The organism is Pseudomonas sp. SMN11, assembly GCF_052041945.1.
In the GTDB taxonomy this organism is placed as follows: Bacteria; Pseudomonadota; Gammaproteobacteria; order Pseudomonadales; family Pseudomonadaceae; genus Aquipseudomonas.
The window spans coordinates 55,254-81,605 of the sequence record NZ_JBKGGW010000004.1; the positions used below are offsets into that span (position 1 = coordinate 55,254).

The window sequence follows — 26,352 nt, forward strand, 5'->3', positions numbered from 1 at the left end:
GCCGGTTTCTCTTTCACACGGTCAGAGCCTCACAGCCCTTCCAGCATCGCCTTGTTACGCACAGCACCTTTGTCGGCACTGGTCGCCAGCAGGGCGTAGGCCTTCAGCGCGGTGGTCACCTTGCGTGGGCGGACTTCAGCAGGTTTCCAGCCTTTCTTGTCCTGCTCGATGCGGCGGTGAGCCAGTTCTTCGTCGCTGACCAGCAAGTTGATCGAACGGTTGGGGATGTCGATCAGTACCTTGTCGCCGTCGCGCACCAGGCCGATGGCGCCGCCAGCGGCAGCTTCCGGCGAGGCGTGGCCGATCGACAGGCCCGAGGTACCGCCCGAGAAGCGACCGTCGGTGAGCAGGGCGCAGGCCTTGCCCAGGCCCTTGGACTTCAGGTACGAAGTCGGGTAGAGCATCTCTTGCATGCCCGGGCCGCCTTTCGGGCCTTCGTAACGAATGATCACGATATCACCGGCCTTCACTTCGTCGGCGAGGATGCCGCGCACGGCGCTGTCCTGGCTTTCGAAGATTTTTGCGGTGCCTTCGAACACGTGGATCGACTCGTCGACGCCAGCGGTTTTCACCACGCAGCCGTCCAGGGCGATGTTGCCGTACAGCACAGCCAGGCCGCCTTCTTGCGAATAAGCGTGTTCAAAGCTGCGGATGCAGCCGTTTTCACGGTCGTCGTCGAGGGTTTCCCAACGGGTCGACTGGCTGAACGCGGTCTGGGTCGGGATGCCGGCCGGGCCTGCCTTGAAGAAGGTGTGCACGGCTTCGTCATCGGTCTGGGTGATGTCCCACTTGGCGATGGCTTCTTCCATGCTGCGGCTGTGCACGGTCGGCAGGTCGGTGTGCAGCAGGCCGCCACGGGCCAGCGAGCCGAGGATGCTGAAAATGCCGCCAGCGCGGTGAACGTCTTCCATGTGGTACTTCTGGATGTTCGGCGCCACCTTGCACAGCTGCGGCACCTTGCGCGACAGGCGATCGATGTCGCGCAGGTCGAACTCGACTTCACCTTCCTGGGCTGCAGCGAGCAGGTGCAGGATGGTGTTGGTCGAACCGCCCATGGCGATGTCGAGCATCATGGCGTTCTCGAACGCCTTGAAGTTGGCGATGCTGCGCGGCAGCACCGACTCGTCGTTTTCCTGGTAGTAGCGCTTGCACAGCTCGACGATGGTGCGGCCAGCGGTGAGGAACAGCTGCTCGCGGTCGGCGTGGGTGGCCAGGGTCGAACCGTTGCCCGGCAGGGCCAGGCCCAGGGCTTCGGTCAGGCAGTTCATCGAGTTGGCGGTGAACATGCCGGAACAAGAACCGCAGGTCGGGCAGGCGCTGCGCTCGTACTCGGCGACTTTCTCGTCACTGGCGGTGGAGTCGGCGGCGATGACCATGGCGTCGACCAGGTCCAGGCCGTGGCTGGCCAGCTTGGTCTTGCCGGCTTCCATCGGGCCGCCGGAGACGAAGATCACCGGGATGTTCAGGCGCAGGGCGGCCATCAGCATGCCGGGGGTGATCTTGTCGCAGTTGGAGATGCACACGATGGCGTCGGCGCAGTGGGCGTTGACCATGTACTCGACGGCGTCGGCGATGATCTCGCGGCTCGGCAGCGAGTACAGCATGCCGTCGTGGCCCATGGCGATGCCGTCATCGACGGCGATGGTGTTGAATTCCTTGGCCACGCCACCGGCGCGTTCGATCTCGCGGGCGACCAGCTGGCCCAGGTCCTTCAGGTGCACGTGGCCCGGGACGAACTGGGTGAACGAGTTGGCGATGGCGATGATCGGTTTCTTGAAGTCTTCGTCCTTCATCCCGGTGGCACGCCACAGGGCGCGGGCGCCGGCCATGTTGCGGCCTTGGGTGGAAGTCTTGGAACGGTAATCAGGCATGAAACACTCCTGGCGGCTTAATCAGGTCACAAAAAGGGGAGTGAGCTTCTCTTGTCCTTTGTGCCGCAGGCCGGTTGCCACTGGCACGGATGGGGCCGAAGACCGCGCGGGATCGCCGCGTGCTTGGCCAGAGCTCATAAACCCGCCGGGGATGACTGGCGATGAATAGACCGATTCTACACCGCTGGCGCGGCGAGGGAATGAAGATGTGCCTGGACGGTGGTTTCTGAGAGATTCCAGGTATTTTGTAGGACGCGTCTGAAATGCTGCCAGCGGGGCAGACCTTCTCAACCGTACTGGCTATCATCCGCCGCGCCGCATGTGCGGCTTCACGAGAAATTACCTCAATGGACCTTCCCAGTTTCAGTTCACCGCGAACTTGTAAATTGGCACTGAGCGCGCTGCCGCCAGGGCTTGCCATGGCTTGAACTCCTGGGTTCGAGGCTCGCAGGTGCCTGCGTCGGCGCCTGGAGACTCACATGTATTCTGTCTGCACAAACTGCATCCGCTGTGATCAACCACTCAAGCACGACCAGACCCGCGAAGCCCTGGACAAGCTTCGCCTGGAAGCGACCGAAGACTTCCACAAAGGCGCATCGATCACCAATCACGTCGGTAACCTGCGCAATGCTACTGTCGGCCTGCTGTACCGCAAGCGAGTGCTGTGGCTGGTGCTGCTGGTGTTCGGCAATCTGTTTTCCGGCGCCGGCATCGCCGCCTTCGAAGAAACCATCGCCGCGCATATCGTGCTGGTGTTCTTTCTGCCTCTGTTGGTGGACAGCGGGGGCAACGCCGGGGCGCAGTCGGCCACTTTGATGGTGCGGGCGTTGGCGACGGGAGAGGTAGTCATGCGCGACTGGATGCGCATGCTGGGTCGCGAATGTGGGGTGGCACTGGCGCTCGGCGGTACCATGGCCCTGGCAGTCGCATCGCTGGGAGCATTGCGCGGTGGGACGGACGTCGCCGTGATCGTGGCCAGCAGCATGCTGGTGATCGTGTTGATCGGTAGCCTGATCGGCATGAGCTTGCCGTTCCTGTTCACGCGCCTGAAGCTCGACCCGGCAACCGCCAGTGGTCCGCTGGTGACCTCCATCGCCGATGCGGCGGGGGTGCTGGTGTATTTCGGCATCGCCTCGCAGGTGCTGGAGATCTGATGCCAGCCCGGGGCGCAATGCGCCCCGGGCCGTGCGGGTCAGCTGTTCGGCAGCAAGCGGCAGGTGATGCTCTTGATGTAGCGGGTTTCGGCGATGGCTGGGTGCACCGGGTGGTCCGGGCCCTGGCCGCCGCGTTCGAGCAGCTGCAGGTTGCGATCAAGGTGGCGGGCGCTGGTCAGCAGGATGTTGTGCAGGTCGTCCTCGGGCAGATGCATCGAGCACGAGGCGCTGACCAGGATGCCGTCCTTGCTCAGCATGCGCATGGCCTGTTCGTTGAGGCGGCGGTAGGCCGCTTCACCGTTTTTCAGGTCTTTCTTGCGCTTGATGAAGGCGGGTGGGTCGGCAATGATCACATCGAAGCGCTCTTCGGCAGCCTTCAGCTCGCGCAGGGCCTCGAACACGTCGCCTTCGATGCAGGTCAGCTTCTCGCTGATGCCGTTCAGTGCAGCGTTACGCTCGACACCATCCAGCGCAAAGCCCGAGGCATCCACGCAGAACACTTCGCTGGCACCGAACGCACCGGCCTGCACACCCCAGCCACCGATGTAGCTGAACAGGTCGAGCACGCGCTTGCCTTTGACATAGGGGGCCAGGCGCGCGCGGTTCATGCGGTGGTCGTAGAACCAGCCGGTCTTCTGGCCGTCGCGTACCGGGGCTTCGAACTTGACGCCGTTCTCTTCCAGCGGAACCCAGTCCGGCACTTCGCCGTAGACGGTTTCGACGTAGCGCTGAAGGCCTTCGGCGTCGCGGGCGGCGGAGTCGTTCTTGAACAGGATGCCGCTGGGCTTGAGCACCTGGATCAGGGCCGCGATCACGTCATCCTTGTGCGCTTCCATGGTGGCCGAGGCCAGCTGCACCACGACGATATCGTAGAAGCGATCAACCACCAGGCCCGGCAGCAGGTCTGAATCACCGTACACCAGGCGGTAGCACGGCTGGTCGAACAGGCGCTCGCGCAGGGACAGGGCGACGTTGAGACGGTGCACCAACAACGACTTGTCCAGCGGCAGCTTGATGTCGCGCGACAGCAGGCGGGCGCATATCAGGTTGTTCGGGCTCAGCGCGACGATGCCCAGTGGCTTGCCGTTGGCAGCTTCGAGCACAGCCTGCTGGCCGGCCTGGAAGCCTTGCAGCGGGGTCGCGGAAACGTCGACTTCGTTGCTGTAGACCCACAGGTGGCCGGCGCGCAGGCGGCGGTCGGCATTGGCTTTGAGGCGAAGGCTGGGCAGGGACATGACGTCGCTCCGGGAAAAAAGAGCGGGATTATAGCCTGTTGGCCCTTTGCCTGCTGAAGTGCAGGGCCGCCAAGAGCGCGGAACAGACACCAATTGTCTGAATATTTACCGCGTGGCCCACCTTTGGCGATTGGTGTGGTGCCGGACTACGGGGTTAGAATCCTTCGTCCTTCACGAGTGTGCACGCATGTCCCAAGAACTCAGCGCCGAACAGATCCAGCAAGCCTTGCAAGGCATCACCATTCCGCCGCAGCCGCAGATCATGGTTGACCTGCAGTTCGAGCAGTACATGCCTGATCCGGATCTGGAAACCATCGCCAAGCTGATTTCCCAGGACCCTGGCCTCGCGGGAGCCTTACTCAAGCTGGTCAACTCGCCGCACTTCGGCCTGTCGAACAAGATCGGCTCGATCCAGCGTGCGGTGAACCTGCTGGGCAGCCGTTCGATCATCAATCTGATCAACGCGCAGTCGATCAAGGGCGAGATGAGCGACGAGACCATCGTCACCCTCAACCGCTTCTGGGATACCGCCCAGGACGTGGCCATGACCTGCCTGACCCTGGCCAAGCGTACCGGCATCCAGACGGCCGACGAGGCTTATACTCTCGGCCTGTTCCACGATTGCGGCGTACCGCTGATGCTCAAGCGCTTCCCCGAGTACATGCAGGTGCTCGAAGACGCCTACGCCAAGGCTGATGAGGAAACGCGCGTGGTCGATACCGAGAACCGCGCCTTCAACACCAACCATTCCGTGGTCGGCTACTTCACGGCCAAGTCCTGGCGCCTGCCGGAGCACATCAGCGCGGCCATCGCCAACCACCACAACGCCCTGGCGATCTTCCGCGAAGATTCGTCGCGCAATGCCCAGAGCCAGTTGAAGAACCTGCTGGCCGTGCTGAAGATGGCCGAGCACATCTGCGCCTCGTACCGTGTGCTTGGCAACCAGAACGTCGACCATGAGTGGAATGCGGTCGGCCCGTTGGTGCTGGACTATATCGGCTTGTCGGAGTACGACTTCGAGACCCTGAAACAGAACATTCGCGAGTTGGGCGGGCACTGATCCATGCCGGAATTACCTGAAGTCGAAACCACCCGGCGCGGGATTGCGCCGCATCTGGAAGGCCAGCGCGTCAGCCGCGTGGTGGTGCGGGACCGGCGGCTACGCTGGCCGATCCCTGAGGACCTCGACGTGCGGCTGTCCGGGCAGCGCATCGTCAGCGTCGAGCGACGGGCCAAATACCTGCTGATCAACGCCGAGGTCGGAACCTTGATCAGCCACCTGGGCATGTCGGGCAACCTGCGCCTGGTGGAACTGGGCTTGCCAGCGGCCAAGCATGAACATGTCGATATCGAGCTGGAATCGGGGCTGATGCTGCGTTACACCGACCCGCGACGGTTCGGCGCCATGCTCTGGAGCCTGGACCCGCTCAACCACGAACTGTTGCTGCGCCTGGGGCCGGAGCCGCTGACCGACCTGTTCGACGGTGAACGGCTGTTCCAGCTGTCGCGCGGGCGGTCGATGGCGGTCAAGCCCTTCATCATGGACAACGCGGTGGTGGTCGGCGTGGGCAACATCTACGCGACCGAGGCGCTGTTCGCTGCCGGCATCGACCCGCGGCGTGAGGCGGGCGGGATTTCCCGGGCGCGCTACCTGAAACTGGCAATCGAGATCAAACGGGTGCTGGCGGCGGCCATCGAGCAGGGTGGCACGACCTTGCGCGATTTCATCGGCGGCGACGGGCAGCCGGGGTACTTCCAGCAGGAATTGTTCGTCTACGGGCGGGGCGGGATGCCGTGCAAGCTGTGCGGCACGGCCTTGCGCGAGGTGAAGCTGGGGCAGCGGGCGAGCGTGTTCTGCCCGCGCTGCCAGCGCTAGCCGTCTGCGATCAGGCCTTGCCGGTGATCCGGCGGTACTTGGCCATCAGCTCGTCTTCGGTTTCCGGGTGCGCTTCATCCAGCGGGATGCAGTCGACCGGGCAGACCTGCTGGCACTGAGGCTCGTCGTAGTGACCCACGCACTGGGTGCACAGGTTTGGGTCGATCACGTAGATCTCTTCGCCTTGGGAGATGGCCTCGTTCGGGCACTCGGGTTCGCAGACGTCGCAGTTGATGCAATCGTCGGTGATGATCAGGGACATGGGGACTCCGGCCGGGGCGCTTCGCCCGGGCATGTTCAACGCTTTGGGCACAATTGTGCCGCATTCGCGCCCGCAGTGCACGCGGGCGCGATGATCAGGCGCTCAATTACTTCTTGAAGCGTTCGGTCAGCGCCTCGGCCACCACAGGGTGGACGAACTTGCTGATATCTCCGCCCAACGCGGCTATTTCTCGCACCAGCGTCGAGGAAATGAACGAATAGCGCTCTGAAGGCGTGAGGAACAGGCTTTCGACGTCGGGCGCCAGTTGCCGGTTCATGTTCGCCAGCTGGAATTCGTATTCGAAGTCCGATACCGCGCGCAAGCCGCGCAGGAACACGTTCGCGTTCTGTTCCTTGGCGAAGTGTGCCAGCAGCGACGAGAAGCCGATGACTTCGACATTGGGCAGGTGCTTGGTGACCTCACGGGCGAGCGCGACCCGTTGTTCCAGCGGGAACAGGGGGTTTTTCTTCGGGCTGGCCGCCACCGCGATGATCACGTGGTCGAACAGGCGCGAAGCGCGCTCGACCAGGTCGCCATGGCCTTTGGTAATGGGGTCGAAAGTACCCGGGTACAACACTCGGTTCATCGCGTCATCCTGGCTGGAGTGCGTTGGGGAGTCGGATGGTAGCGCAGCGATTGCGCCCGGCCAAGTCATGCGGCCGGCTGATGGCACTATAGACAGGGCGTGTATTTGTTGTCATGCACTCTGTGCCAGGCGGGTAGCCAAGGCCTCGGTCAGCCGGGCGCTGATGGCGTACACCGACAACTGTGGGTTGGCGCCGATGCTGGTCGGGAACAGTGAACCGTCGTGGATCGACAGGTTTTCCAGCTGGTGATGGCGGCCCAGGCTGTCGCATACCGCCTGGCGCGGGTCTTCGCCCATTGCGCAGCCCCCCATGACATGGGCGCTGCCCAGCCGGGTGCGGAACGGTTCCAGGCGCAAAGCATCGATCATCCGCTGAGCTTCGCCCAGGCTGGCAGCGGCGCCGGCGTCGCTGTGGACCGGCGTGACCTGCTGGGCGCCTGCAGCGAACTGGATTTGCGCCATGCTGTGATAGGCGCGGCGCAGGCCGTCGCGCAGGTAATCGGTGAGCGGGTAATCCAGTACCGGTGAGCCGTCACCGCGCAATTCCACTGCCCCGCCTGTACTTTCGGGGTGAAAACCGTCGCGTAGCAGGGCCAGCATCACGTGAGTGTGCGGTAACTCCGCCATGCGCCGGGCATTGTCGCTGCCGTATCCACCGAGCAATGTGCTGGCCAAGGCCGGGTGCAAGGGTGGCACTTCCAGTTTGTAGCCCACTGGCCCATCGACGCCGTCCTGCCACTGAAAATGGTCGCTGTAGATTGATTGCGGAGCGCCGTAGTAAGGGTCGATGCGAGTGTCGAAACGCGCAGCGCTGAAGTTGACCAGGTGCAGGAAGGTTCGTTTGCCCAGGCGGCCGTGTGGGTCGGGAGCCTTGGAGCGCAGCAGCAGGGCCGGGCTGTTGATACCGCCCCCGGCCACGATGTAGTGGCGGGCTCGCACGCTGATCTGCCGGCCAGTGGGGTGTACGCCTTGAGCATCCAGCGCCTGGCACTGCAGCCGGGCGACACGTCCGCCATTGTGTTCCAAGCGTTCGGCGCGGGCGAGGTAGAGCAGTTCGCCGCCATTTTCGAGAGTCGCCGGGATGCGCGTGACCAGCATCGATTGCTTGGCATTCACCGGGCAGCCCATGCCGCAATAGCCGAGGTTCCAGCAGCCACGCACGTTGCGCGGGATCACCGCCCAGCGATAGCCAAGCTGTTCACAGCCGCGTCGCAGTACCTCGTTGTTGGCGTTCGCCGGCATCGCCCAGGGCGTGATACCCAGGTCGTGCTCGATACGCTCGAACCAGGGCTGCATGTCTTTCTCCCTCAGGCCCGTGACGCCATGCGCTGCGGCCCAGTGCGCCAATGTCTGCGGTGGCGTGCGAAAGCTCGAGGTCCAGTTGATCAGCGTGGTCCCGCCGACTGCGCGGCCTTGCAGGATGGTAATGGCGCCATCCTTGCTCATCCGCCCCAGGCCTTCCTGGTAGAGGCTGGCGTAGGCCTCGTTTTCCAGCAGGTGGAAGTCGCTGCTGGTCTTCAATGGGCCTTCTTCAATCAGCAGCACCTTGTAACCGGCTGCGCTGAGCATCTGCGCACTGGTGGCACCGCCGGCTCCGCTGCCGATCACGGCGATATCGACCTCCAGCGTCAGGTCCTGCTCCAGGCGTGAGCCGTCATGGGTGATCCAGCCGCGTTCGAGGCCTTGGCGAAACGGGTCGGTTACTGGCATTGAGGATGCTCTTGTTGTCAGATCTTGGGTGGACCGGGGTAGCCGCATGCGGCCCAGGCTTCCGGGCGCTCGTACCAGGCCATTTGCAGCAGCTGCAGCAGGGAGGCATGGCCCATGCGCAGCAGGTTCAGCGAGCTGTCCTGCCAGCGCTGTAGAAAGGCCGCTACCTGCGCGCTGCTGGCCTGCTCCCAGGCCCCCCAGACCCCGGTCAAAGGGCCGCGGGTCAGCGGCAGGTTGAGCACATCGAACAGTTGCCGGGTGAGCTTGAGCATTTCCGGCGACAGCGCTGCCAGTTTGTGATCAAGGCTGGGCAGCACCAGCTCGTCGTTGGCCGAGGTGCCGGCGAGTACCACCGGAATCAGCGCAAGCAGGGCTGGCAGGTCATCATCACGCAGCACCAGGTAGCCGGCTGCGGGCGTTTGCGCGCTGCAGCCGACCAGGCTGGTGGTGCTCAGGAAAAGGCTGGCGCCCAGGCTCAAGCGCAGCAGGTCACGGCGCTGCATCAGCGGATGAACAGCTTGTAGACCAGGCGCTGCAAGGCCTTGCCATAGGGCGGGTAGATCAGCCGAGCGGCATTCAGGCGCTGCTTGGCCAGCACTGCCTTGGCCTTGCTGAAGGTCAGGAATCCTTCATGGCCATGATAATGGCCCATGCCGGAGGGGCCGATGCCGCCGAAAGGCAAGTCGTCCTGGGCCACGTGCAGCAGGGTGTCGTTCAAGCATACGCCGCCGGAATGGCTGTGCTGCAGCACGTGCTGCTGCTCGCTGCGGTCGTAGCCGAAGTAGTACAGCGCCAGGGGGCGAGGGCGTTGATTGATGTAGGCCAGGGCTTCGTCGAGGTGGTCGTAAGGCAGCAGCGGCAGCAAAGGACCGAAGATCTCGTCCTGCATCACCTGCATGCTGTCGTTGACCCTGGTCAGCAGGTGCGGCGGCAGGCGCCGGCCTTGGCGCGTCTCGTCGGGATACAGGTCAAGCACCTGGGCACCCTTGCCGCGGGCATCATCCAGCAGATGCTGCAGGCGCTGCAGCTGCCGTGGGTTGATGATGGCGCTGTAGTCGGGGTTGTCGGCGATGCGCGGGTACATGCGTTGCACGACCTTGCGGTAGGCATCGGCGAAGTCGTTCAGGCGCTCACGCGGCACCAGCACGTAGTCGGGAGCGACGCAGGTCTGGCCGGCGTTGAGGGTCTTACCAAAAGCGATGCGTTCGGCGGCCGTGTCCAGGGGCACGCTGGCCGAGACGATGGCGGGCGATTTGCCGCCCAGCTCCAGGGTCACCGGGGTCAGATTTTGCGCGGCTGCCAACATGACCTGGCGGCCGATGCTGGTGGCGCCGGTGAACAACAGGTGGTCGAAGGGGAGGCGGGCGAACGCCTGGCCGATTTCGACTTCGCCCAGCACCACGCTGACCAGGTCTTCCGGAAACACCCGATGCAGCAAGGTTTTCAGTGCCAGCGCGCTGGCCGGGGTGGACTCGCTGAGCTTGAGCATGACCCGGTTGCCGGCCGCCAGGGCACCGGTAAGCGGACCAATGGCGAGAAACAGCGGGTAGTTCCACGGCACGATGATGCCTACCACACCCAGTGGCTGGTACAGCACGCGAGCGCTGGCTGGCTGGAAGGCCAGACCCACGACGCGCCGGGCCGGACGCATCCAGCGCTGCAGGTGGCGTTCGGCGTGGCGAATGCCCTGCACCGATGGCAGTAGTTCGGCCAGCAGGGTCTCGTCGGCGCTGCGCCCGCCGAAGTCAGCATCGATAGCCGCGACCAACTGCTGCTGGTCTGCAAGCAGCGCCTCGCGCAGGCTTTTCAGCCACTGCCGCCGCTGTGCCGCAGGCGGCAAGGGGTTGCCGGCAAAGGCCTGGCGCTGAGCGGCGAACGTCGCTTCAAGGTCGGTGTCGGAATGCACAGGAGGCAAAGCGATGGGCGAGGTCACGGCGGTCTCTCGTCTGGGCTTGAAGTTCCTAGAGCCTATACTCTAATTCGTACCGTGGTGCGACTATTTTCGCTGGCGCAAACGGTGCATCAGCGGTGTGATTCACCGTAAGATGACCCATTATCGAAAGCCCGCAGAATGGGAGCTGAGCATGGCCCCGCGCATTAAGACCCGAGAGCGCATCGTGCAGAACAGCCTGGAGCTGTTCAACCAGCAGGGCGAACGCAGCGTCAGTACCAATCACATTGCCGCGCACATGGAAATCTCGCCTGGCAACCTGTACTACCACTTCCCCAACAAGCAGGCGATCATCGCCCTGCTGTTCAGCCAGTACGAAGAGCTGGTGGACAGCTTCCTGCGCCCGCCGCAGGGCCGCGTGGCCACGGTCGAGGACAAGCGCTTCTACCTCAAGGCGCTGCTCGCGGCGATGTGGAACTACCGCTTCCTGCACCGTGATCTGGAGCATCTGCTGGAAAGCGACCCCGAACTGGCTGCCCGCTACCGGCGCTTTTCCGAGCGCTGCCTGCGCCAGGGCCAGGCGATCTACCGCGGCTTCGTCGATGCCGGGATCCTGACCATGGAGCCTGCGCAGATCGAGTCGCTGACCATCAATGCTTGGATCGTGCTGACCTCGTGGGTTCGTTTTCTCAGCACCACGCGCGAACATTCCGCGCATTTGGGTGAAGAAGCTTTCAAGCGCGGCGTCTATCAGGTGCTGGTGCTGGAGCTGGGTTTCGTCACCAGTAACGCCCGCAGCGCCGTGGACGCTCTGTGCCAGGAATTCCATGTTCCGTTCAATCAGGCCCTGGACCAATGACCAGGGCCTTCGAGCCATCGATCAGGAGATTGTCATGCCCCTTGCGCAATTGATCACCCCGCAACAGCTGGCCGAGCGTCTGGACTCGCCCAAGCTGGTGATCCTTGATTGTCGTTTTGCCCTGGAGGATGTGGATTACGGCCAACGCAGCTATGCCGAGGGGCATATCGCCGGGGCGCATTTTGCCGACCTGGAGCGTGACCTGAGCGGGCCGGTCAGCAAGGGCCGCACCGGCCGCCACCCATTGCCGGACCCGCACCGGCTGGTCGAGCGCCTGCGCGAGTGGGGCCTGGACGATGACAGCGAGGTGGTGCTGTACGACGACGGCCCTGGCGCCTTTGCCGCCCGCGCCTGGTGGTTGCTGGTCTGGCTGGGCAAGCGCAGTGGCGTGGCGATCCTCGACGGTGGCCTCAAGGCCTGGCATGCGGCGCACCTGCCGCTGAGCCTGGATGCGCCGGCCAAATGCGAGGGGACGTTCAATGGCGAGGCGGACGCCAAGCTGTTGATCGATGCCGAGCACCTGGCCAAGCGCTTGGGTAACCCTGACCTGACCCTGATCGATGCCCGTGCGTTGCCGCGCTTCCGGGGTGAAGTCGAGCCGATCGACCCTGTGGCAGGGCATATTCCTGGCGCCCAGTGCGCGGCCTTCAACGAGAACCTCGGTGCCGATGGGCGTTTCCTGGCACCGGAACAGCTAAAGCAACGTTTCGCCGAAAAGCTGTCAGGGCGCTCGCCAGAGCAACTGGTAGCCTACTGCGGGTCAGGCGTGACGGCTTGCCATAACCTGTTTGCCCTGGCGCTGGCGGGGTATCCGTTGGGCAGGCTGTATGCCGGGTCGTGGAGTGAGTGGATCAATGATCCCAAGCACGGTGTGGCGACTGGCGAATAATCACTGACCGTCGACCAGCCACTGCGGAATCCGCCGCTCCAGGTAATAGCCCGGATTCCGCAGGCTGCCGTCGACAAACCCCACATGCCCACCTCGCTCATGCAGCTCGAACTGTGTCTGCGGTGCCAGTTCGCTGGCGGTGGGCAGGCTGTGGCCGAACACGAACGGATCGTCGGTGGCATGAATGATCAGTGTCGGCGTGCGGTTTTCCCCCAGATAAAACCGGCTCGATGAGCGGCGATAGTAATCGTGGGCATCGCTGAAGCCGTTGAGCGGCGCGGTGACCTTGCCGTCAAAGTCCCAGAAGGTCTTCAACCTGCCCAAGGGCCCAAGCCGGTCGAGCGCGGCCAGCCCCTCGTGATGCCCGCGGTCCCGGAAGTGTCGTTCTTTCAACTGCACATAAGCCATCATTTCGCGCATGAAATGCGCCTGATAGACCTTGGAAAAGCCCTGGCCGATCCGGTCGGCGCACTGGTCCAGCCGGAATGGCACCGAGACGGCTACCGCTGCTTCCAGTCGGCTGTCAGAACCACTTTCGCCCAGGTATTTGAGTAGCACATTGCCGCCCAGTGAGTAGCCGACGGCATATAGCGGTGCCAAGGGCCTCTGGGCACGCAGGTGGGTGATCACTTCGGCGAGGTCTTCGCTGGCGCCGGAATGGTAGCTGCGCGGTAACAGGTTGGGCTCACCCGAACAGCCGCGCCAGTTGACCGCCACACTTGCCCAGCCGCAGGCCTGCAGTGATTGCTGCAAGCCTTTGACGTAGGGAGAACGGGACGATCCGGTCAACCCGTGCAGCACCAGTACCAGTGGCACATCCGGGCTATGGGGCCCATGCCAGTCGAGGTCGAGAAAATCGCCATCGGCCAGCCACAGGCGTTCGCGGTTTCGTTCCAGCTCCGGCAACTTGCGCCACAGTGGCCCCCACAGGGTTTGCAGGTGGGGGTTGGACAGGCCGATGGCCGGGCGGAATGTGGCGGTGAGACTGGGCATGCTGGGCGACTCGTGATGTGCCTGCGTAGAGTGCCATGAAACGCCGCCACTGTACCTGCGCTATTGGTCGGGGGCTGGCAGAGGTTGTTGCTCGACGCTTGGGCCGACACTGACCTGTACGATGTAGCTTAGGTCGAAATGGTGCTGCACGGCGGCCCGGACATTTGCTGGAGTCAATCGGTTGATGCGCTCGACGTAGGTGTTGAGATGATCGTCAGGTTGACCTTGATGGCTCAGGTCCGCGAGCAATGCGGCCAGATGCTTGTTCTGCGCAACAGCGCGCAGCAGTTGCCCTTCCAGGCGTTTGCGTGCCAATTGCAGTTCGGCTTGGGTAGGTCCTTGCTCGATAAAATCGCGCAGCAGGGTCACCACCAGTTCCTGAGTACCCTGCACATGCGCCGGTGCGACTTCCCATTCGACGGTGAAGAGCCCGCCTTCCCGTAATGACGTTACGTGGGAGTGCACGGCGTAAGTCAGGCCGCGGCGTTGACGCAGTTCTGCCATCAAGCGCGATTCAAACCCGCCTCCCAATACCTCGCTGGCCAGTACCAGGGCCGGGAGTTCCGGATCATTGGCGGGCACGATAAAGGGGAGTGCCAACAGGACAGCATTGCTTGCGCCAGGCTGATCGACGCGTATGTTCCCGCCGGTGGCGGCCGTGACAGGTGGCAGATCCGTTGCCCGCCAACCCTGCGGCAGGGCCTGGCTGATATGGCGCGAGAGCACTTGAGCTTCAGCGAGGGAAAGATCGCCGACCACGACCATCTCAAGATTGCTGGCGGAATAGGCGCGTTGGTGGAAGGCACGCAAGTCGTCTGTGGTAACCGCCGTTATACCTTCCTCGCTGCTACCCAGTGGGCAGCCATAAGGATGGCCCCTGAACAAATGGCGCAAGGCGTCGTTACGGGCCCTCGATACCGGGTGCCGCTCGCGTGAGGCACTGCTCTGAAGCAACTGCTGTTTGACCTTGTCCAAAGCGGAGGGAAGGAATGCCGGCTGTGCCACGAGATTAGTGAACAGCGCCAGGGACGGCTCCAGCACGGCCGGGCTACTCAGGCTACGCAGGCTCAGCGTCGCATGCTCCAGACGTATCAGCTTTGCGGTGATTGCACCCAGGCGTTCTAGATGTTCGGCCTGTTGGGTGGCCGTGTACTGCTGGCTGCCTTCATCGAGCATGTACAGGGTCAGGGCTGCCAGGCCGGGGTGCGCAGTGTCCTGGACCGTACCGGCCCTGAACCTCAGTACCACATCGACGATAGGCAATCCGCGGGCTTCGACGAATTTCACGTTTGTGCCTGCTTCTGTCGTCCAGGCCTGCACCCGAGTGAGGATGGACTCGAACTGATCCAGATCGATTCCCTGGGCAGAGACCAGGCCGCCGTAGATGCTGTCTTGGGTTGCAGTCGAGTCATGCATGAGCGCTCTCCTTGTTGTGCATGAACGTAATGGCAGTGCGGGAATCGGTCAGAAACTCAAGGGCTGCCAGCCCGACTTGTTCGGCTGTCACGGCTTCGATGGCCTTTCGCTCATTGTCCAGTGCTACGGGGTCCAGGCCACAGGCGGCCTGTAAACCGATGGCCTGGGCTTGCTTGCCGATGTCGTCCCTTTCGAAGACCTGCCTGGCCAACAGGCGAGCCTTGGCACGTTGAAGGTCTTCTCTGGAAGGCGCCGACTGGCGAAACGCTTCGATTTCCCGCATCAGCCTTTCGGCTGCGATTTCCGGTGTTATCTGTCGGCTGCAATATGCGTAGAGAATCAGCAGGCTGTCACCGCGCTGCCAGGGGTCGTAGGATGAGCGCATGCCCCTCAAAATCGGATCATCCAGAACCAGTCGTCGCTGCAGGATACTGCTGTGTCCGTCAGCAAGCAGATCGGGCAGTAGCCGCAATGCGTAGGCTTGCTCGGCGGACTGCGCGGTACATTGGCTGGGGAGGTTGAAACTGAGAATGGTGCCGGTGTAGAGGCCCGGCAGACGCAGTGTCTGATGGCGTCGAGCTTGCGCTGGCGGCGCGGAAGGGGTCTGGCGTGCGGGCAGGCGATTGGCGGAAATTGTCGCAAAGTGCCGAGTAACCAAGGCTTGCAGTTGTACCAGGGTGATGTCGCCGGCGACTGCCAGCGTGGCATTGTTTGGGTGGTACCAGCTCTGGTACCAGGTTCGGGCAGCAGCCGGGGTCAGGCGCTCAAGGTCAGCCTTGTGCCCAATGATTGGCGTGCCATAGCCCTCGGTGCCGTAGGCCAGTGAATGGTGATGTTCCAGTGCCAGTGACAAGGGGGCGTTGTCGATGTCCTCACGGCGTTCGGCCATGACCACGTCCAGCTCGCGAGCGAAAGGTGCATCACTGATGATGGCGCTGGTCATGACGTCGGCCATGGCCTCCAGAGCGATCTCGAGCCTACTGCCTGGCAGTGTCAGAGGAAAGACCGTGGCGTCGGTGAGGGTGTAGGCATTCGGTTCGCCGCCGAGGCGAGTGATGATGGCTGAATACTGGCCATTTGTCAGTTTGCTACTGCCTTCGAACAGCAGATGTTCAAGTGCATGGGAGAGACCAGTATGGCCAGCTGGCTCGTAGCTCGAACCGACGTGATACCAGAGCTGCGCACTGACCAGCGGTGCACGATGGTCTTCGCGCAGGTAGACACGCAGGCCGTTGGCAAGGGTGAACGATTGTACAGTGCTGGCCTGGGTGGGCGGAGAAGGGCGCTCGATCATGGTTGAAGTGCTCCTGCGAAAACGAGGGAGCAGCTTCAACCATGCCGACGGCGGGGTTGCGGTAACTAAATACGATCCAAGACGGGATCAGCCCCGTTGCCACAGCGCGTAATGCACCTGGCCGGTCTTTTTCTCGCGGTGCAGGCGCCAGTTGCCGGGCATCGGCAATGTCGACGGGACCGCCTCGCTTTCGGTGTAGACCCACGCCTGCTCGCGCAGCCACTGGTTCTGTTCCAGCAGGTTGCAGGTATTGGCCAGCAGGTCCTGGTGGAACGGCGGATCGAGGAACACCACGTCGAACTGCTGCTTGGCCGGGTTCTGCAGGTAACGCAGGGCGTCGGTCTGCAGGATCTGCCCGCGTGGGCAGCGCAGGATCTCGAGATTGTTCTTCAGGTTGCTGATGGCTGCCGGGTTGCTGTCCAGCGCCACGGCATTCTCGGCGCCGCGGGACAGCGCCTCGAGCACCAGCGCGCCACTGCCGGTGAAGGCATCCAGCACCTGGGCGCCCTCGATGTAGGGCGCCAGCCAGTTGAACACGGTTTCGCGCACGCGGTCAGGCGTGGGGCGCAGGCCTTCGCCTTCCGGTACCGCCAGGCGGCGGCTGCGCCACTCGCCGGCGATGATGCGCAGATGACCTTGGCCCTTGCTTTGGCCCTGCTGCGTGCGGGCGGGAGGGGTGGATCTAGGCATTAGTGCTCCGGTACGCCGAGCGGTTGCTCGGACGGTTTGTCAGTAGGGGCAGGCAGTGGCTTCTGTGGCACTGTCGGGCCGACGGTGACGATCACCAGTTTATCGGCTGCCAGGTGCTTGTTCATCGCCGCTTTGACTTGCTCGACGGTCAGCGCCTGGGATTGCTGCATGAAGTCTTCCAGCCAGGTCAGCGGCAGGTTGTAGAAGCCGATCGCGCCCAGTTGGCCAACGATGCTGGCGTTGCTGGCATTGGACAGCGGGAAGCTGCCGGCCAGTTCGCGTTTGGCATCGTCCAGTTCCTGCTGGGTCGGGCCGCTCTTGAGGTAATCGGCGAGGATGTCCTGAACCAGCTTGAGCGTACCTTCGCTGAGTTCGGCACGGGTCTGCAGGTTAATCATGAACGGGCCGCGCACCTGCATCGGGCTGAATACCGAGTACACACCATAGGTCAGGCCGCGTTTTTCGCGCACTTCGCTCATCAGGCGGGTGCCGAACGCGCCGCCGCCGAGGATCTGATTGCCCAGCGACAGGGCCGGCCAATCCGGGTCCTGACGGTCGATACCGAGCTCGGCGAGCATCAGGTGAGTCTGCTTGCTCGGGAAGTCGATATGGGTGGCGCCGGCCTCGGGTTCAACCGGTTGGGCCGGTTTGGCCAGTGCCGGGCCTTTGGGCAGGGCGGCGGACACCTGGGCGGCGACGGCCTCGGCTTCCTCGCGGCTGAGGTCGCCGACCAGGGCGATCACTGCGTTGCCAGCGGCATAGGCCTTGGCGTGGAAGCCGCGCAATTGCTCGAGGGTGATGCCTGGCACGCTCTCGGCACTGCCATCGCTTGGCTGGGCGTAAGGGTGGTCGCCATACAGCTTGCCGAACAGGGCCTTGCCGGCGATCTTGCCGGGGTTCTGCTTCTCATATTCAAAGCCGGCCAGCAGCTGGTTCTTGATGCGTTTCAGTGCATCTTCCGGAAAGGTTGGCTTGCCGGTCACTTCGGCGAATAGCTTGAGGGCCGGCTCGCGCTTGTCCTTGGCGCTCAGGCTGCGCAGCGAGGCTACGGCCATGTCGCGGTAGGAACCATTGCCAAAGTCGGCACCCAGGCCCTCGAAGCCTTCGGCGATGGCGGTCACATCCTTGCCGGCCACGCCCTCGTTGAGCATGGCATTGGTCAGGGTGGCCAGGCCCGGAGTGTTGCCGTCCTGGCTACTGCCAGCGGCAAAGGTCACGCGCAGGTCGAACATCGGCAGCTCGCGAGCCTCGACGAACAGCACCCGGGCGCCCTCGGCGGTGGTCCAGTTCTGGATGTTCAGCTGGCGCCGGCTGGGCGCCTTGCCATCCAGCTCGGCCAGCGATTGCAGGGTGTTGGCCGGGCGCGCGGCGCTGCTTTCGGCTTCGGAGTGGGCCGGGCGGGCGAGCACGGCGGCCACGGCCACCACCAGCGCGATGATGCCCGTGCCGATCAGGGTGTAGCGTGGTGCGCTGCGATCACTCATGAGCGGACTCCTCGGGCAGTACATGGGCAACGCTCAGGCGTTCGCGGGTGAAATAGGTGCGTGCTGCGTTTTGCACGTCTTCCGGGGTGACACGCTTGAGTTCGTCCAGCTCGCTGTCGATCAGCTTCCAGGACAGGCCGACGGTTTCCAGCTGGCCGATGGTGGTGGCCTGGCTGCTGATGGAGTCGCGCTCGTAGACCAGGCCAGCGATGACCTGGGCACGCACGCGCTCCAGCTCTTCGGCGCTCGGCGGGGTAGTCTTGAGCTCGTCGAGCAATTGCCAGACGCCTTTTTCGACGTCGGCCAGGGTCTTCTGCTTCTGCACGTTCGGCGTGGCCGAGATCAGGAACAGGCTGTCGCCACGAGTGAAGGCGTTGTAGCTGGACGAGGCACCGGCCACCAGCTCCTGGCCACGCTCCAGGCGTGCCGGCATGCGCGCGCTGTAGCCGCCATCGAGCAGGGCCGAGATCAGCCGCAGGGCATGCACGGTGCGTGGGTCCTTGGCGGTGGCCAGGCTCGGGACGTTGAAGCCATAGATCAGGCTCGGCAACTGGGTGCGCACGTGCAGGGTCAGCAGGCGCTGGCCCGGTTCTGCCAGTTCCAGCGGCAGTTTGGCTGGGGGGATGGCGCGCTTGGGAATGCTGCCGAAGTATTTCTGTGCCAGGCCTTTGACTTCATCGACGCTGACATCGCCGACCACCACCAGGGTGGCGTTGTTCGGTGCGTACCAGGATTCGTACCAATGGCGCAGCTCCTCGACCTTCATGCGTTCGAGGTCGGCCATCCAGCCGATGGTCGGGGTGTGGTAGCCGCTGGCCGGGAAGGCCATGGCGCGGAACAGCTCGAAGGCCTTGGAGCTTGGCTGATCGTCGGTACGCAGGCGGCGCTCCTCTTTGATCACCTCGATTTCTCGGGCGAACTCGTCGGCAGGCAGGCGCAGGCTGGCCAGGCGATCGGCCTCCAGCTCCAGGGCCACCGGCAGGCGGTCGCGGGCCAGCACCTGGTAGTAGGCTGTGTAGTCGTCGCTGGTGAAGGCGTTTTCTTCCGCACCGAGGTCACGCAGGATGCGCGAGGCCTCGCCCGGGCCGATCTTGGCGCTGCCCTTGAACATCATGTGCTCCAGGGCATGGGACAAGCCAGTCTGGCCCGGGGTCTCGTAGCTGGAACCGACCTTGTACCAGATCTGCGAGACGACCACCGGGGCGCGGTGGTCTTCGCGCACGACCACCTTGAGGCCGTTGTCGAGGATGAATTCGTGGGTCGGTTGCACGTCGGCGGCAAAGGCCGCAAGCGGCAGGCAGAGCGTGCTGAGCAACAGGCCAGCGGCGCGGCGGGCTAGAGCATTCATACGGTGATTAACCTGTTCGGCGGCCCGCTGGTTTAGCGTCGGCGGGCCAGGAGGTGCTAGGATACTGATCCGGTTGCCTGGCGACCATGCCTGTCGCCGTTCTGGCCCGCAGGCCCATTAAGACAAAACATTGCGCATGAACCAGTCGGATTCAAAATAGTCTGTTCTGCGTTTAGAGAATTCCCGATGCGCCAGCTGCTGGCCCATCGCTACCCTGAGATAGCCGTCTTCCATGTTTGGTTCCAACGACGACAAAAAAGCGCCGGCCGAGGCTGGCGAGAAAAAAGGCCTGTTCAGCTGGTTTCGCAAGAAGCCGCAGCAACCTGTCGCCGAACAGCCTCAAACGGCCGAGCCACAAGCGCCCGAGGTGCAGCCGGCGGAGCCGGTAGCGCCGCAGCCTGCAGCCGAGCAGCCGCTTGTCGAGGCGCAGCAGCCCGCACCGGTCGAGCCTGTGCCTGCGGTGGTCGAAGCGCCTGTGCCAGAGCCAGTCGCTTCCCAGCCACTGCAGGCGCCCGAGCCAGAGCCGATTGCTTCTGCGCCCCTGGTCGCACCGGCGCCTGAACCTGTCGCCTCCGTGCCTCTGCAAGCGGCACCAATCGAGGTTGCCCCTGTAGTCGAGCATGCCGCCCCTGTCAGCAACCTGGTGCTTCCGGTTGCTGAAGAGCCCGTCGCGCTGGTGCCAGACCTGGAGCCGAAGGCGCCGCCGGTGATACCGGAGCGTCCGGCACCGGAGCCGGTGGTCGTGGCCCCTGTCGCGGTCCCTGCACCCGCCGAACCGGAACCAGTCCCCGTGGTGGCTGCCCCGGTTGCCACCGAGCAGTCCAAGCCCGGTTTCTTCGCCCGCCTCAAGCAGGGCCTGTCGAAGACCAGCGCCAGCATCGGCGAAGGCATGGCCAGCCTGTTCCTGGGCAAGAAGGTCATCGATGACGACCTGCTCGACGAGATCGAAACCCGCCTGTTGACCGCCGACGTCGGCGTCGAGGCGACCTCGGCCATCGTCCAGAACCTGACCCAGAAGGTTGCCCGCAAGCAGCTGGCTGACGCCGACGCGCTGTACAAGTCGCTGCAGGAAGAGCTGGCCGCATTGCTGCGCCCGGTCGAGCAGCCGCTGAAGGTCCAGGCGCAGAACAAGCCCTATGTGATCCTTGTGGTCGGCGTGAACGGTGCCGGCAAGACCACCACCATCGGCAAGCTGGCCAAGAAGCTGCAACTGGAAGGCAAGAAGGTCATGCTGGCTGCCGGTGACACCTTCCGTGCCGCTGCCGTGGAGCAGCTGCAGGTCTGGGGCGAGCGTAACCAGATCCCGGTGATCGCCCAGCATACCGGCGCCGATTCCGCCTCGGTGATCTTCGACGCTGTGCAGGCCGCCAAGGCCCGTGGTGTCGATGTGCTGATCGCCGACACCGCCGGCCGCCTGCACACCAAAGACAACCTGATGGAAGAGCTGAAGAAGGTCCGCCGGGTCATCGGCAAGCTCGACACCGAGGCACCGCACGAAGTGCTGCTGGTGCTCGACGCCGGTACGGGGCAGAACGCCATCAGCCAGGCCAAGTACTTCAACCAGAGCGTCGAGCTGACTGGCCTGGCCCTGACCAAGCTGGACGGCACTGCCAAAGGTGGGGTGATCTTTGCCCTGGCCAAGCAGTTCAGCATCCCGATCCGCTTCATCGGCGTCGGTGAAGGTATCGACGACCTGCGTACTTTCGAAGCCGAGCCGTTCGTCAAGGCTCTGTTCGCCGAGCGAGACTGACCATGATCCGATTCGAACAGGTTGCCAAGCGCTACCCTAACGGCCATGTCGGCTTGCATGAGCTGAGTTTCCGGGCGCGCCGGGGCGAATTCCTGTTCGTCACCGGGCACTCGGGCGCGGGCAAGAGCACCTTGCTGCGCCTGCTGCTGGCCATGGAACGCCCGACCAGCGGCAAGCTCATGCTGGCCGGGCAGGACCTGGGCCAGATCAGCAATGCGCAGATCCCGTTCCTGCGCCGGCAGATCGGCGTGGTGTTCCAGAACCACCAGCTGCTGTTCGACCGCACGGTGTTCAACAACATCGCTCTGCCGCTGCAGATTCTCGGCTTGTCCAAGGCCGAGATCGCCAAGCGCGTGGACTCGGCGCTGGAGCGCGTTTCGCTGTCCGACAAGGGCGAGCTGTTCCCGGCCGACCTGTCCACCGGCCAGCAGCAGCGGGTCGGTATCGCCCGCGCCATCGTCCACCAACCGGCCTTGCTGCTGGCGGATGAGCCTACCGGTAACCTCGACCCGCGCCTGGCTGCGGAGATCATGGGCGTGTTCGAGGACATCAACCGCCTGGGCACCACGGTTCTGATCGCCAGTCACGACCTGGCACTGATTGCGCGCATGCGCCACCGCATGCTGACCCTGCAGCGCGGTCGTCTGATCGGCGATGGGGAGGCCGGGCAATGAGCACTACACGTACACCAAAGGTTTCCGAGCGCGTTGCGCCCAAGGCTGCCGACCCGCAACCGGCCAAGAAGAAGGGCGGCGATCACGACGACGACGGCCCGGACTTCCGCACCCTGCTGCACGCCTGGCTGGAAAGCCACCGCGCCAGCCTGGCCGACAGCCTGCGGCGCCTGGGCAAGCAGCCGATCGGTAGCTTCTTCACCTGCCTGGTGATGGCCGTGGCCCTGAGCATGCCCATGGGCCTGTCGTTGCTGTTAAAGAACATCGAGGTGCTGGGAGGCTCCTGGCAGCGCGCTGCGCAGATTTCGCTGTACCTCAAGCTCGATGCGGGAAGCCAGCAGGGTGAAGCCCTGCGCGACGACATCAGGCGCATGCCGGGTGTCGCCGACGCCCAGTACGTAAGCCCCGGGCAGGCCCTGGAAGAGTTCCAGCAGCAGTCCGGGCTGGGCGAAGCCCTGCGCGAGCTGCCTGACAACCCGTTGCCTGGTGTGGTGGTGGTGACCCCGACCGAGGTCGACAAGCCGGCCTTGGAAGCTCTGCGTCAGCGCCTGTCGGAGCTGCCAAGGGTGGAGAACGCGCAGCTGGACCTGGTATGGGTGGAGCGCCTGGCGGCAATCCTCAAGCTGGGCGACCGCTTTGTCTTCGGATTGGCAGTGATGCTGATTTCCGCGCTGCTGTTAGTAATCGGTAACACAATTCGTCTACATATCGAAAACCGCCGTATCGAGATCGAAGTGATCAAGCTGGTAGGCGGCACCGACAGCTACGTACGCCGGCCTTTCCTGTACATGGGCGCCTTGTACGGCCTGGGTGCGGGCGTGCTGGCCTGGGCCATCCTGGCCTTCGGCCTGAACTGGCTGAACGAGGCCGTGGTAGGGCTGTCCGGGCTGTATGGCAGTGACTTCGCCCTGGGCGGGGTGCCAGCGTCCGATGGTCTGTCGCTCTTGATCGGAGCGGTGCTGTTGGGGTATATCGGTGCATGGATCGCAGTCGCCCGCCACTTGAACGAGCTGGCACCGCGATAGTTTTTACGTGCCAGCATTGACATTTTCTTCACGATGGAACTTGTACGGTCGTTCCGGGTCAATGTTGGCAGCGCTCACAAGGCGCGAGTTTTGTAAGTCGGAGGTTCTTGAATGACCACATCGTTGCAACCTGCCTATGCCCTGGTACCCGGTGCGAACCTGGAAGCCTACGTGCACACGGTCAACAGCATCCCGCTGCTGTCTGTCGAGCAGGAGCGTGATCTGGCCGAGCGTCTCTACTACGAGCAGGATCTCGAGGCCGCTCGGCAAATGGTGATGGCCCACCTGCGTTTCGTTGTACATATTGCGCGTAGCTATGCAGGCTACGGGCTGGCCCAGGCCGACCTGATCCAGGAAGGCAACGTCGGCCTGATGAAGGCGGTCAAGCGCTTCAACCCGGAAATGGGTGTGCGCCTGGTGTCCTTCGCCGTGCACTGGATCAAGGCAGAGATCCACGAATTCATCCTGCGCAACTGGCGCATCGTCAAGGTGGCCACCACCAAGGCCCAGCGCAAGCTGTTCTTCAATCTGCGCAGCCAGAAGAAGCGTCTGGCCTGGCTGAACAATGACGAAGTGCATCGCGTGGCGGAAAGCCTCGGCGTCGAGCCCCGTGAAGTGCGCGAGATGGAAAGCCGCCTGAGTGGCCAGGACATGGCCTTCGACCCGGCAGCCGAAGCGGATGACGACAGCGCCTTCCAGTCGCCAGCGCATTATCTGGAAGACCACCGCTACGACCCGGCTGTGCAGCTGGAGGACGCCGACTGGAGCGACAACTCCACCAGCAACCTGCACGAAGCACTGCAAGGCCTGGATGATCGTAGCCGCGATATTCTCTACCAGCGCTGGTTGGCGGAAGAAAAGGCCACGTTGCATGAGCTGGCTGACAAGTACAGCGTGTCGGCTGAGCGTATTCGCCAGCTGGAGAAGAATGCGATGAACAAGGTCAAGGCGCTGATCACCATCTGATCAAGCCTGGCTGCATTGAAAAGCCGCTGACCCGAGAGGGTGAGCGGCTTTTTTATTGAGGCTCATGGCCTGCGCGAGCTGTCCAGTTGCATCAGGTAGCTGGGGCCGCCCAGTTGGCTCATCTGCCGGCGAATCCAGCCTGCCCGGCTGGCCACATAGGCGCTGGGCCGGCTGGCACTCCATTTGATCGGGCTCGGCAGCACGGCGGCCAGCTGAGCGGCCTGCTGGCGGGTCAGTCGGCTGGCATCCACGCCAAAGTGATAACGCGCCGCAGCCTGGGCACCGAACACGCCTTTGCCCCATTCGGCGCTGTTCAGGTAGACCTCGAGAATCCGCTCCTTCGACCAGAACAGTTCGATCAGCGCGGTGAACCAGGCCTCCAGACCCTTGCGGAAATAGCTGCGACCCGACCACAGGAAGAGGTTCTTGGCCACCTGCTGAGTCAGGGTACTGGCACCACGAATGCTGCCGCCACGCTCGTTGTACGCCAGCGCCGCCTGAATGGCCGGAATGTCGAAGCCCCAATGGCTGGCGAACTTCTGGTCTTCCCCGGCGATGACCGCCACCTTGAGCTCGTCGGAGATGTTTTCCCACGGTTCCCAGTCGCGTTGCATGTCGATCGGTTCGCCACTCACCCATGATTGCACCTTGCGCTCGAGCATCAAGGCCGTGCCAGGCGGTGGTACCCAGCGAAACACCAGCACCAGCACGATGCTGCCAGCAGCGAACCAGAGCAGGGCGCGGGCGAGGCGGCGGAGAATGGATGACAGCATGGCAATGGCTTGGCCGGACCGGTGGAACGGGCCATTATACAGACCCGATACCAGGAGTCGTCCCATGCTTCGCAGCTTCCTCATGCTCGCCGCCTTCTTCGGCTTTACCGGCGTCGCCTTGGGCGCGTTCGCCGCACATGGGCTGAAGAACCGCCTGACGGCCGATTACCTGGCCATATTCCACACGGGAGTGACCTATCAGCTGGTGCATGCCTTGGCGATCTTCGGTGTCGCCGTGCTGTCGGCGCACCTGCCTGGGCGCCTGGTCGGCTGGGCCGGCGGTCTGTTCGCCCTGGGGATCGTGCTGTTCTCCGGTAGCCTGTACCTGCTGACTCTCAGCGGCCTGGGCAAATTGGGCATCATCACTCCCATCGGCGGCCTGTGCTTCCTCGCCGGTTGGCTGTGCCTGGGCCTGGCTGCCTGGCGCCTGGGCTGACCAATCGGTCCAGAATCGCGACTAATGGCGTGCAGTGCCCTTGGGTTCATGCGTGGATCGGCGCTAGAATGCGGGCCCCAAAGAACAATGGTGACCGTGCGCATGCGCATTCAACTGAACGGTGAACCTTACGAATTGCCCGCTGGCGAAAGCGTCGCGGCCCTGCTGACCCGCCTGGAACTGACCGGGCGCCGGGTAGCGGTGGAACTCAACCTGGATATCGTGCCGCGTAGCCAGCACGACAGCACGCAGCTGAACGAAGGCGACCAGGTCGAAGTGGTCCACGCCATCGGTGGCGGCTGAGCCCGGCCCGGCGATTCACCTGCAAGCCCAGCAATCTTTTCCCGAGGAACAACGATGAGCAACGTTCGTAGCGACAAGCCTTTCATCCTGGCCGGGCGCACTTTCCAGTCGCGCCTGCTGGTCGGCACCGGCAAGTACCGTGACATGGAAGAAACCCGTCTGGCCACCGAGGCCTCGGGTGCCGAGATCGTCACCGTGGCCGTGCGCCGGACCAACCTTGGCCAGAATGCGGGCGAGCCGAACCTGCTCGACGTGCTATCGCCCGACAAGTACACCATCCTGCCAAACACCGCAGGTTGCTTTGACGCTGTCGAGGCGGTGCGTACCTGCCGCCTGGCCCGCGAGCTGCTCGATGGCCACAAGTCCCACGAGTCGCGCACCCTGGTGAAGCTGGAAGTGCTGGCCGACCAGAAAACCCTGTTCCCCAACGTGATCGAAACCCTCAAGGCCGCCGAAGTGCTGGTCAAAGACGGCTTCGACGTGATGGTTTACACCAGTGACGACCCGATCATCGCCCGCCAGCTGGCCGAAGCCGGCTGCATCGCGGTGATGCCGCTGGCCGGCCTGATCGGCACTGGCCTGGGCATCTGCAACCCGTACAACCTGCAGATCATCCTGGAAGAGTCCAAGGTGCCGGTGCTGGTTGACGCGGGTGTCGGTACCGCCTCCGATGCCACCATCGCCATGGAAATGGGTTGTGAAGCCGTGCTAATGAACTCGGCCATCGCCCACGCCCAGCAGCCGGTGCTGATGGCCGAGGCCATGAAGCACGCCATTCTCGCTGGCCGCATGGCCTACCTGGCCGGCCGTATGCCGAAAAAACTTTATGCCAGCGCCTCTTCGCCGCTGGATGGTCTGATCAAGTAA

At 63.6% G+C, this 26,352-nt stretch carries 26 protein-coding genes; 12 read left to right on the forward strand and 14 right to left on the reverse strand.

Annotated elements, in window-relative coordinates; translation table 11 throughout:
* Positions 1 to 29 precede the first annotated feature (29 nt).
* Positions 30 to 1,871 (reverse strand): dihydroxy-acid dehydratase, encoded by a 1,842-nt coding sequence (gene ilvD / locus ACLEJU_RS05990; protein WP_054885517.1) that lies wholly within the window; start codon positions 1,869 to 1,871, stop codon positions 30 to 32.
* Positions 1,872 to 2,350: 479 nt separating this feature from the next.
* On the opposite strand from ilvD, the gene ACLEJU_RS05995 reads away from it, so the two are divergent.
* Positions 2,351 to 3,025, forward strand: coding sequence for a magnesium transporter (locus ACLEJU_RS05995; protein ID WP_435422333.1), 675 nt, complete (start codon positions 2,351 to 2,353; stop codon positions 3,023 to 3,025).
* A 38-nt stretch (positions 3,026 to 3,063) separates the two neighbouring features.
* Here the strand turns inward: ACLEJU_RS05995 and ACLEJU_RS06000 are convergent, their stop codons facing one another.
* Positions 3,064 to 4,260 carry a class I SAM-dependent rRNA methyltransferase gene (locus ACLEJU_RS06000; RefSeq protein ID WP_435422334.1) on the reverse strand — a complete coding sequence of 399 codons (1,197 nt, stop codon included), beginning with the start codon at positions 4,258 to 4,260 and terminating at the stop codon, positions 3,064 to 3,066.
* Between the two features lie 241 nt (positions 4,261 to 4,501).
* On the opposite strand from ACLEJU_RS06000, the gene ACLEJU_RS06005 reads away from it, so the two are divergent.
* Positions 4,502 to 5,320, forward strand: coding sequence for an HDOD domain-containing protein (locus ACLEJU_RS06005; protein ID WP_435422393.1), 819 nt, complete (start codon positions 4,502 to 4,504; stop codon positions 5,318 to 5,320).
* A gap of 3 nt (positions 5,321 to 5,323) precedes the next feature.
* Positions 5,324 to 6,136 carry a bifunctional DNA-formamidopyrimidine glycosylase/DNA-(apurinic or apyrimidinic site) lyase gene (gene mutM, locus ACLEJU_RS06010; protein ID WP_435422335.1) on the forward strand — a complete coding sequence of 271 codons (813 nt, stop codon included), beginning with the start codon at positions 5,324 to 5,326 and terminating at the stop codon, positions 6,134 to 6,136.
* Between the two features lie 10 nt (positions 6,137 to 6,146).
* On the opposite strand, the gene ACLEJU_RS06015 is transcribed toward mutM, so the two are convergent.
* The 5 genes from ACLEJU_RS06015 to ACLEJU_RS06035 all read right to left on the reverse strand — a co-directional run bounded on the left by ACLEJU_RS06015 (position 6,147) and on the right by ACLEJU_RS06035 (position 10,627).
* A complete protein-coding gene (locus ACLEJU_RS06015) occupies positions 6,147 to 6,398 on the reverse strand; it encodes a YfhL family 4Fe-4S dicluster ferredoxin (RefSeq protein ID WP_008095804.1) in 252 nt (83 codons plus the stop codon).
* Between the two features lie 106 nt (positions 6,399 to 6,504).
* A complete protein-coding gene (gene coaD, locus ACLEJU_RS06020) occupies positions 6,505 to 6,984 on the reverse strand; it encodes a pantetheine-phosphate adenylyltransferase (RefSeq protein ID WP_435422336.1) in 480 nt (159 codons plus the stop codon).
* 111 nt (positions 6,985 to 7,095) lie between these two features.
* Positions 7,096 to 8,694 carry a GMC family oxidoreductase N-terminal domain-containing protein gene (locus ACLEJU_RS06025; protein WP_435422337.1) on the reverse strand — a complete coding sequence of 533 codons (1,599 nt, stop codon included), beginning with the start codon at positions 8,692 to 8,694 and terminating at the stop codon, positions 7,096 to 7,098.
* A 17-nt stretch (positions 8,695 to 8,711) separates the two neighbouring features.
* The gene (locus ACLEJU_RS06030) at positions 8,712 to 9,197 is read right to left on the reverse strand and encodes a twin-arginine translocation pathway signal protein (protein ID WP_435422338.1); all 486 of its coding nucleotides are present in this window, start codon (positions 9,195 to 9,197) and stop codon (positions 8,712 to 8,714) included.
* The gene (locus tag ACLEJU_RS06035) at positions 9,197 to 10,627 is read right to left on the reverse strand and encodes a coniferyl aldehyde dehydrogenase (RefSeq protein WP_435422339.1); all 1,431 of its coding nucleotides are present in this window, start codon (positions 10,625 to 10,627) and stop codon (positions 9,197 to 9,199) included. The genes ACLEJU_RS06030 and ACLEJU_RS06035 overlap by 1 nt, the downstream gene beginning before the upstream one ends.
* Positions 10,628 to 10,778: 151 nt before the next feature.
* On the opposite strand from ACLEJU_RS06035, the gene ACLEJU_RS06040 reads away from it, so the two are divergent.
* Positions 10,779 to 11,444 carry a TetR/AcrR family transcriptional regulator gene (locus tag ACLEJU_RS06040; protein WP_435422340.1) on the forward strand — a complete coding sequence of 222 codons (666 nt, stop codon included), beginning with the start codon at positions 10,779 to 10,781 and terminating at the stop codon, positions 11,442 to 11,444.
* Positions 11,445 to 11,478: 34 nt separating this feature from the next.
* Positions 11,479 to 12,333, forward strand: coding sequence for a sulfurtransferase (locus ACLEJU_RS06045; protein ID WP_435422341.1), 855 nt, complete (start codon positions 11,479 to 11,481; stop codon positions 12,331 to 12,333).
* Here the strand turns inward: ACLEJU_RS06045 and ACLEJU_RS06050 are convergent, their stop codons facing one another.
* The 6 genes from ACLEJU_RS06050 to ACLEJU_RS06075 all read right to left on the reverse strand — a co-directional run bounded on the left by ACLEJU_RS06050 (position 12,334) and on the right by ACLEJU_RS06075 (position 19,558).
* Entirely contained in the window at positions 12,334 to 13,326 is a 993-nt protein-coding gene (locus ACLEJU_RS06050) for a hydrolase (protein WP_435422342.1), read from the reverse strand. It lies immediately after the preceding gene.
* A gap of 60 nt (positions 13,327 to 13,386) precedes the next feature.
* Positions 13,387 to 14,742 carry a M16 family metallopeptidase gene (locus tag ACLEJU_RS06055; protein WP_435422343.1) on the reverse strand — a complete coding sequence of 452 codons (1,356 nt, stop codon included), beginning with the start codon at positions 14,740 to 14,742 and terminating at the stop codon, positions 13,387 to 13,389.
* On the reverse strand, positions 14,735 to 16,036 hold the full coding sequence (locus tag ACLEJU_RS06060; RefSeq protein ID WP_435422344.1) for a M16 family metallopeptidase: 1,302 nt from the start codon (positions 16,034 to 16,036) through the stop codon (positions 14,735 to 14,737). Before ACLEJU_RS06060 ends, ACLEJU_RS06055 begins: the two co-directional genes overlap by 8 nt.
* An 87-nt stretch (positions 16,037 to 16,123) precedes the next feature.
* Entirely contained in the window at positions 16,124 to 16,726 is a 603-nt protein-coding gene (gene rsmD, locus ACLEJU_RS06065; protein WP_435422345.1) for a 16S rRNA (guanine(966)-N(2))-methyltransferase RsmD, read from the reverse strand.
* Positions 16,726 to 18,210, reverse strand: a complete 1,485-nt coding sequence (locus ACLEJU_RS06070) for a M16 family metallopeptidase (protein WP_435422346.1) — start codon at positions 18,208 to 18,210, stop codon at positions 16,726 to 16,728. Before ACLEJU_RS06070 ends, rsmD begins: the two co-directional genes overlap by 1 nt.
* Complete coding sequence (locus ACLEJU_RS06075) at positions 18,203 to 19,558, reverse strand: M16 family metallopeptidase (RefSeq protein WP_435422347.1); 1,356 nt, start codon at positions 19,556 to 19,558, stop codon at positions 18,203 to 18,205. Before ACLEJU_RS06075 ends, ACLEJU_RS06070 begins: the two co-directional genes overlap by 8 nt.
* A 232-nt stretch (positions 19,559 to 19,790) precedes the next feature.
* Between ACLEJU_RS06075 and ftsY the strand changes: the two genes are divergently transcribed.
* The 4 genes from ftsY to rpoH all read left to right on the forward strand — a co-directional run bounded on the left by ftsY (position 19,791) and on the right by rpoH (position 23,973).
* Positions 19,791 to 21,308 (forward strand): signal recognition particle-docking protein FtsY, encoded by a 1,518-nt coding sequence (gene ftsY / locus ACLEJU_RS06080; protein ID WP_435422348.1) that lies wholly within the window; start codon positions 19,791 to 19,793, stop codon positions 21,306 to 21,308.
* Between the two features lie 2 nt (positions 21,309 to 21,310).
* A complete protein-coding gene (gene ftsE / locus ACLEJU_RS06085) occupies positions 21,311 to 21,982 on the forward strand; it encodes a cell division ATP-binding protein FtsE (protein ID WP_012274659.1) in 672 nt (223 codons plus the stop codon).
* Positions 21,979 to 23,007 carry a permease-like cell division protein FtsX gene (ftsX, locus tag ACLEJU_RS06090; RefSeq protein WP_079230063.1) on the forward strand — a complete coding sequence of 343 codons (1,029 nt, stop codon included), beginning with the start codon at positions 21,979 to 21,981 and terminating at the stop codon, positions 23,005 to 23,007. The genes ftsE and ftsX overlap by 4 nt, the downstream gene beginning before the upstream one ends.
* Before the next feature lie 111 nt (positions 23,008 to 23,118).
* A complete protein-coding gene (gene rpoH, locus ACLEJU_RS06095; RefSeq protein WP_079230062.1) occupies positions 23,119 to 23,973 on the forward strand; it encodes an RNA polymerase sigma factor RpoH in 855 nt (284 codons plus the stop codon).
* Positions 23,974 to 24,035: 62 nt separating this feature from the next.
* On the opposite strand, the gene mtgA is transcribed toward rpoH, so the two are convergent.
* Positions 24,036 to 24,746, reverse strand: a complete 711-nt coding sequence (gene mtgA / locus ACLEJU_RS06100; RefSeq protein ID WP_435422394.1) for a monofunctional biosynthetic peptidoglycan transglycosylase — start codon at positions 24,744 to 24,746, stop codon at positions 24,036 to 24,038.
* Between the two features lie 64 nt (positions 24,747 to 24,810).
* Between mtgA and ACLEJU_RS06105 the strand changes: the two genes are divergently transcribed.
* The 3 genes from ACLEJU_RS06105 (at position 24,811) to ACLEJU_RS06115 (ending at position 26,352) form a co-directional block, all read left to right on the forward strand.
* Positions 24,811 to 25,182, forward strand: a complete 372-nt coding sequence (locus tag ACLEJU_RS06105; protein WP_060498067.1) for a DUF423 domain-containing protein — start codon at positions 24,811 to 24,813, stop codon at positions 25,180 to 25,182.
* Positions 25,183 to 25,284: 102 nt separating this feature from the next.
* Positions 25,285 to 25,485, forward strand: a complete 201-nt coding sequence (gene thiS, locus ACLEJU_RS06110) for a sulfur carrier protein ThiS (protein WP_033696634.1) — start codon at positions 25,285 to 25,287, stop codon at positions 25,483 to 25,485.
* Positions 25,486 to 25,539: 54 nt separating this feature from the next.
* Positions 25,540 to 26,352, forward strand: a complete 813-nt coding sequence (locus ACLEJU_RS06115; RefSeq protein WP_027920973.1) for a thiazole synthase — start codon at positions 25,540 to 25,542, stop codon at positions 26,350 to 26,352.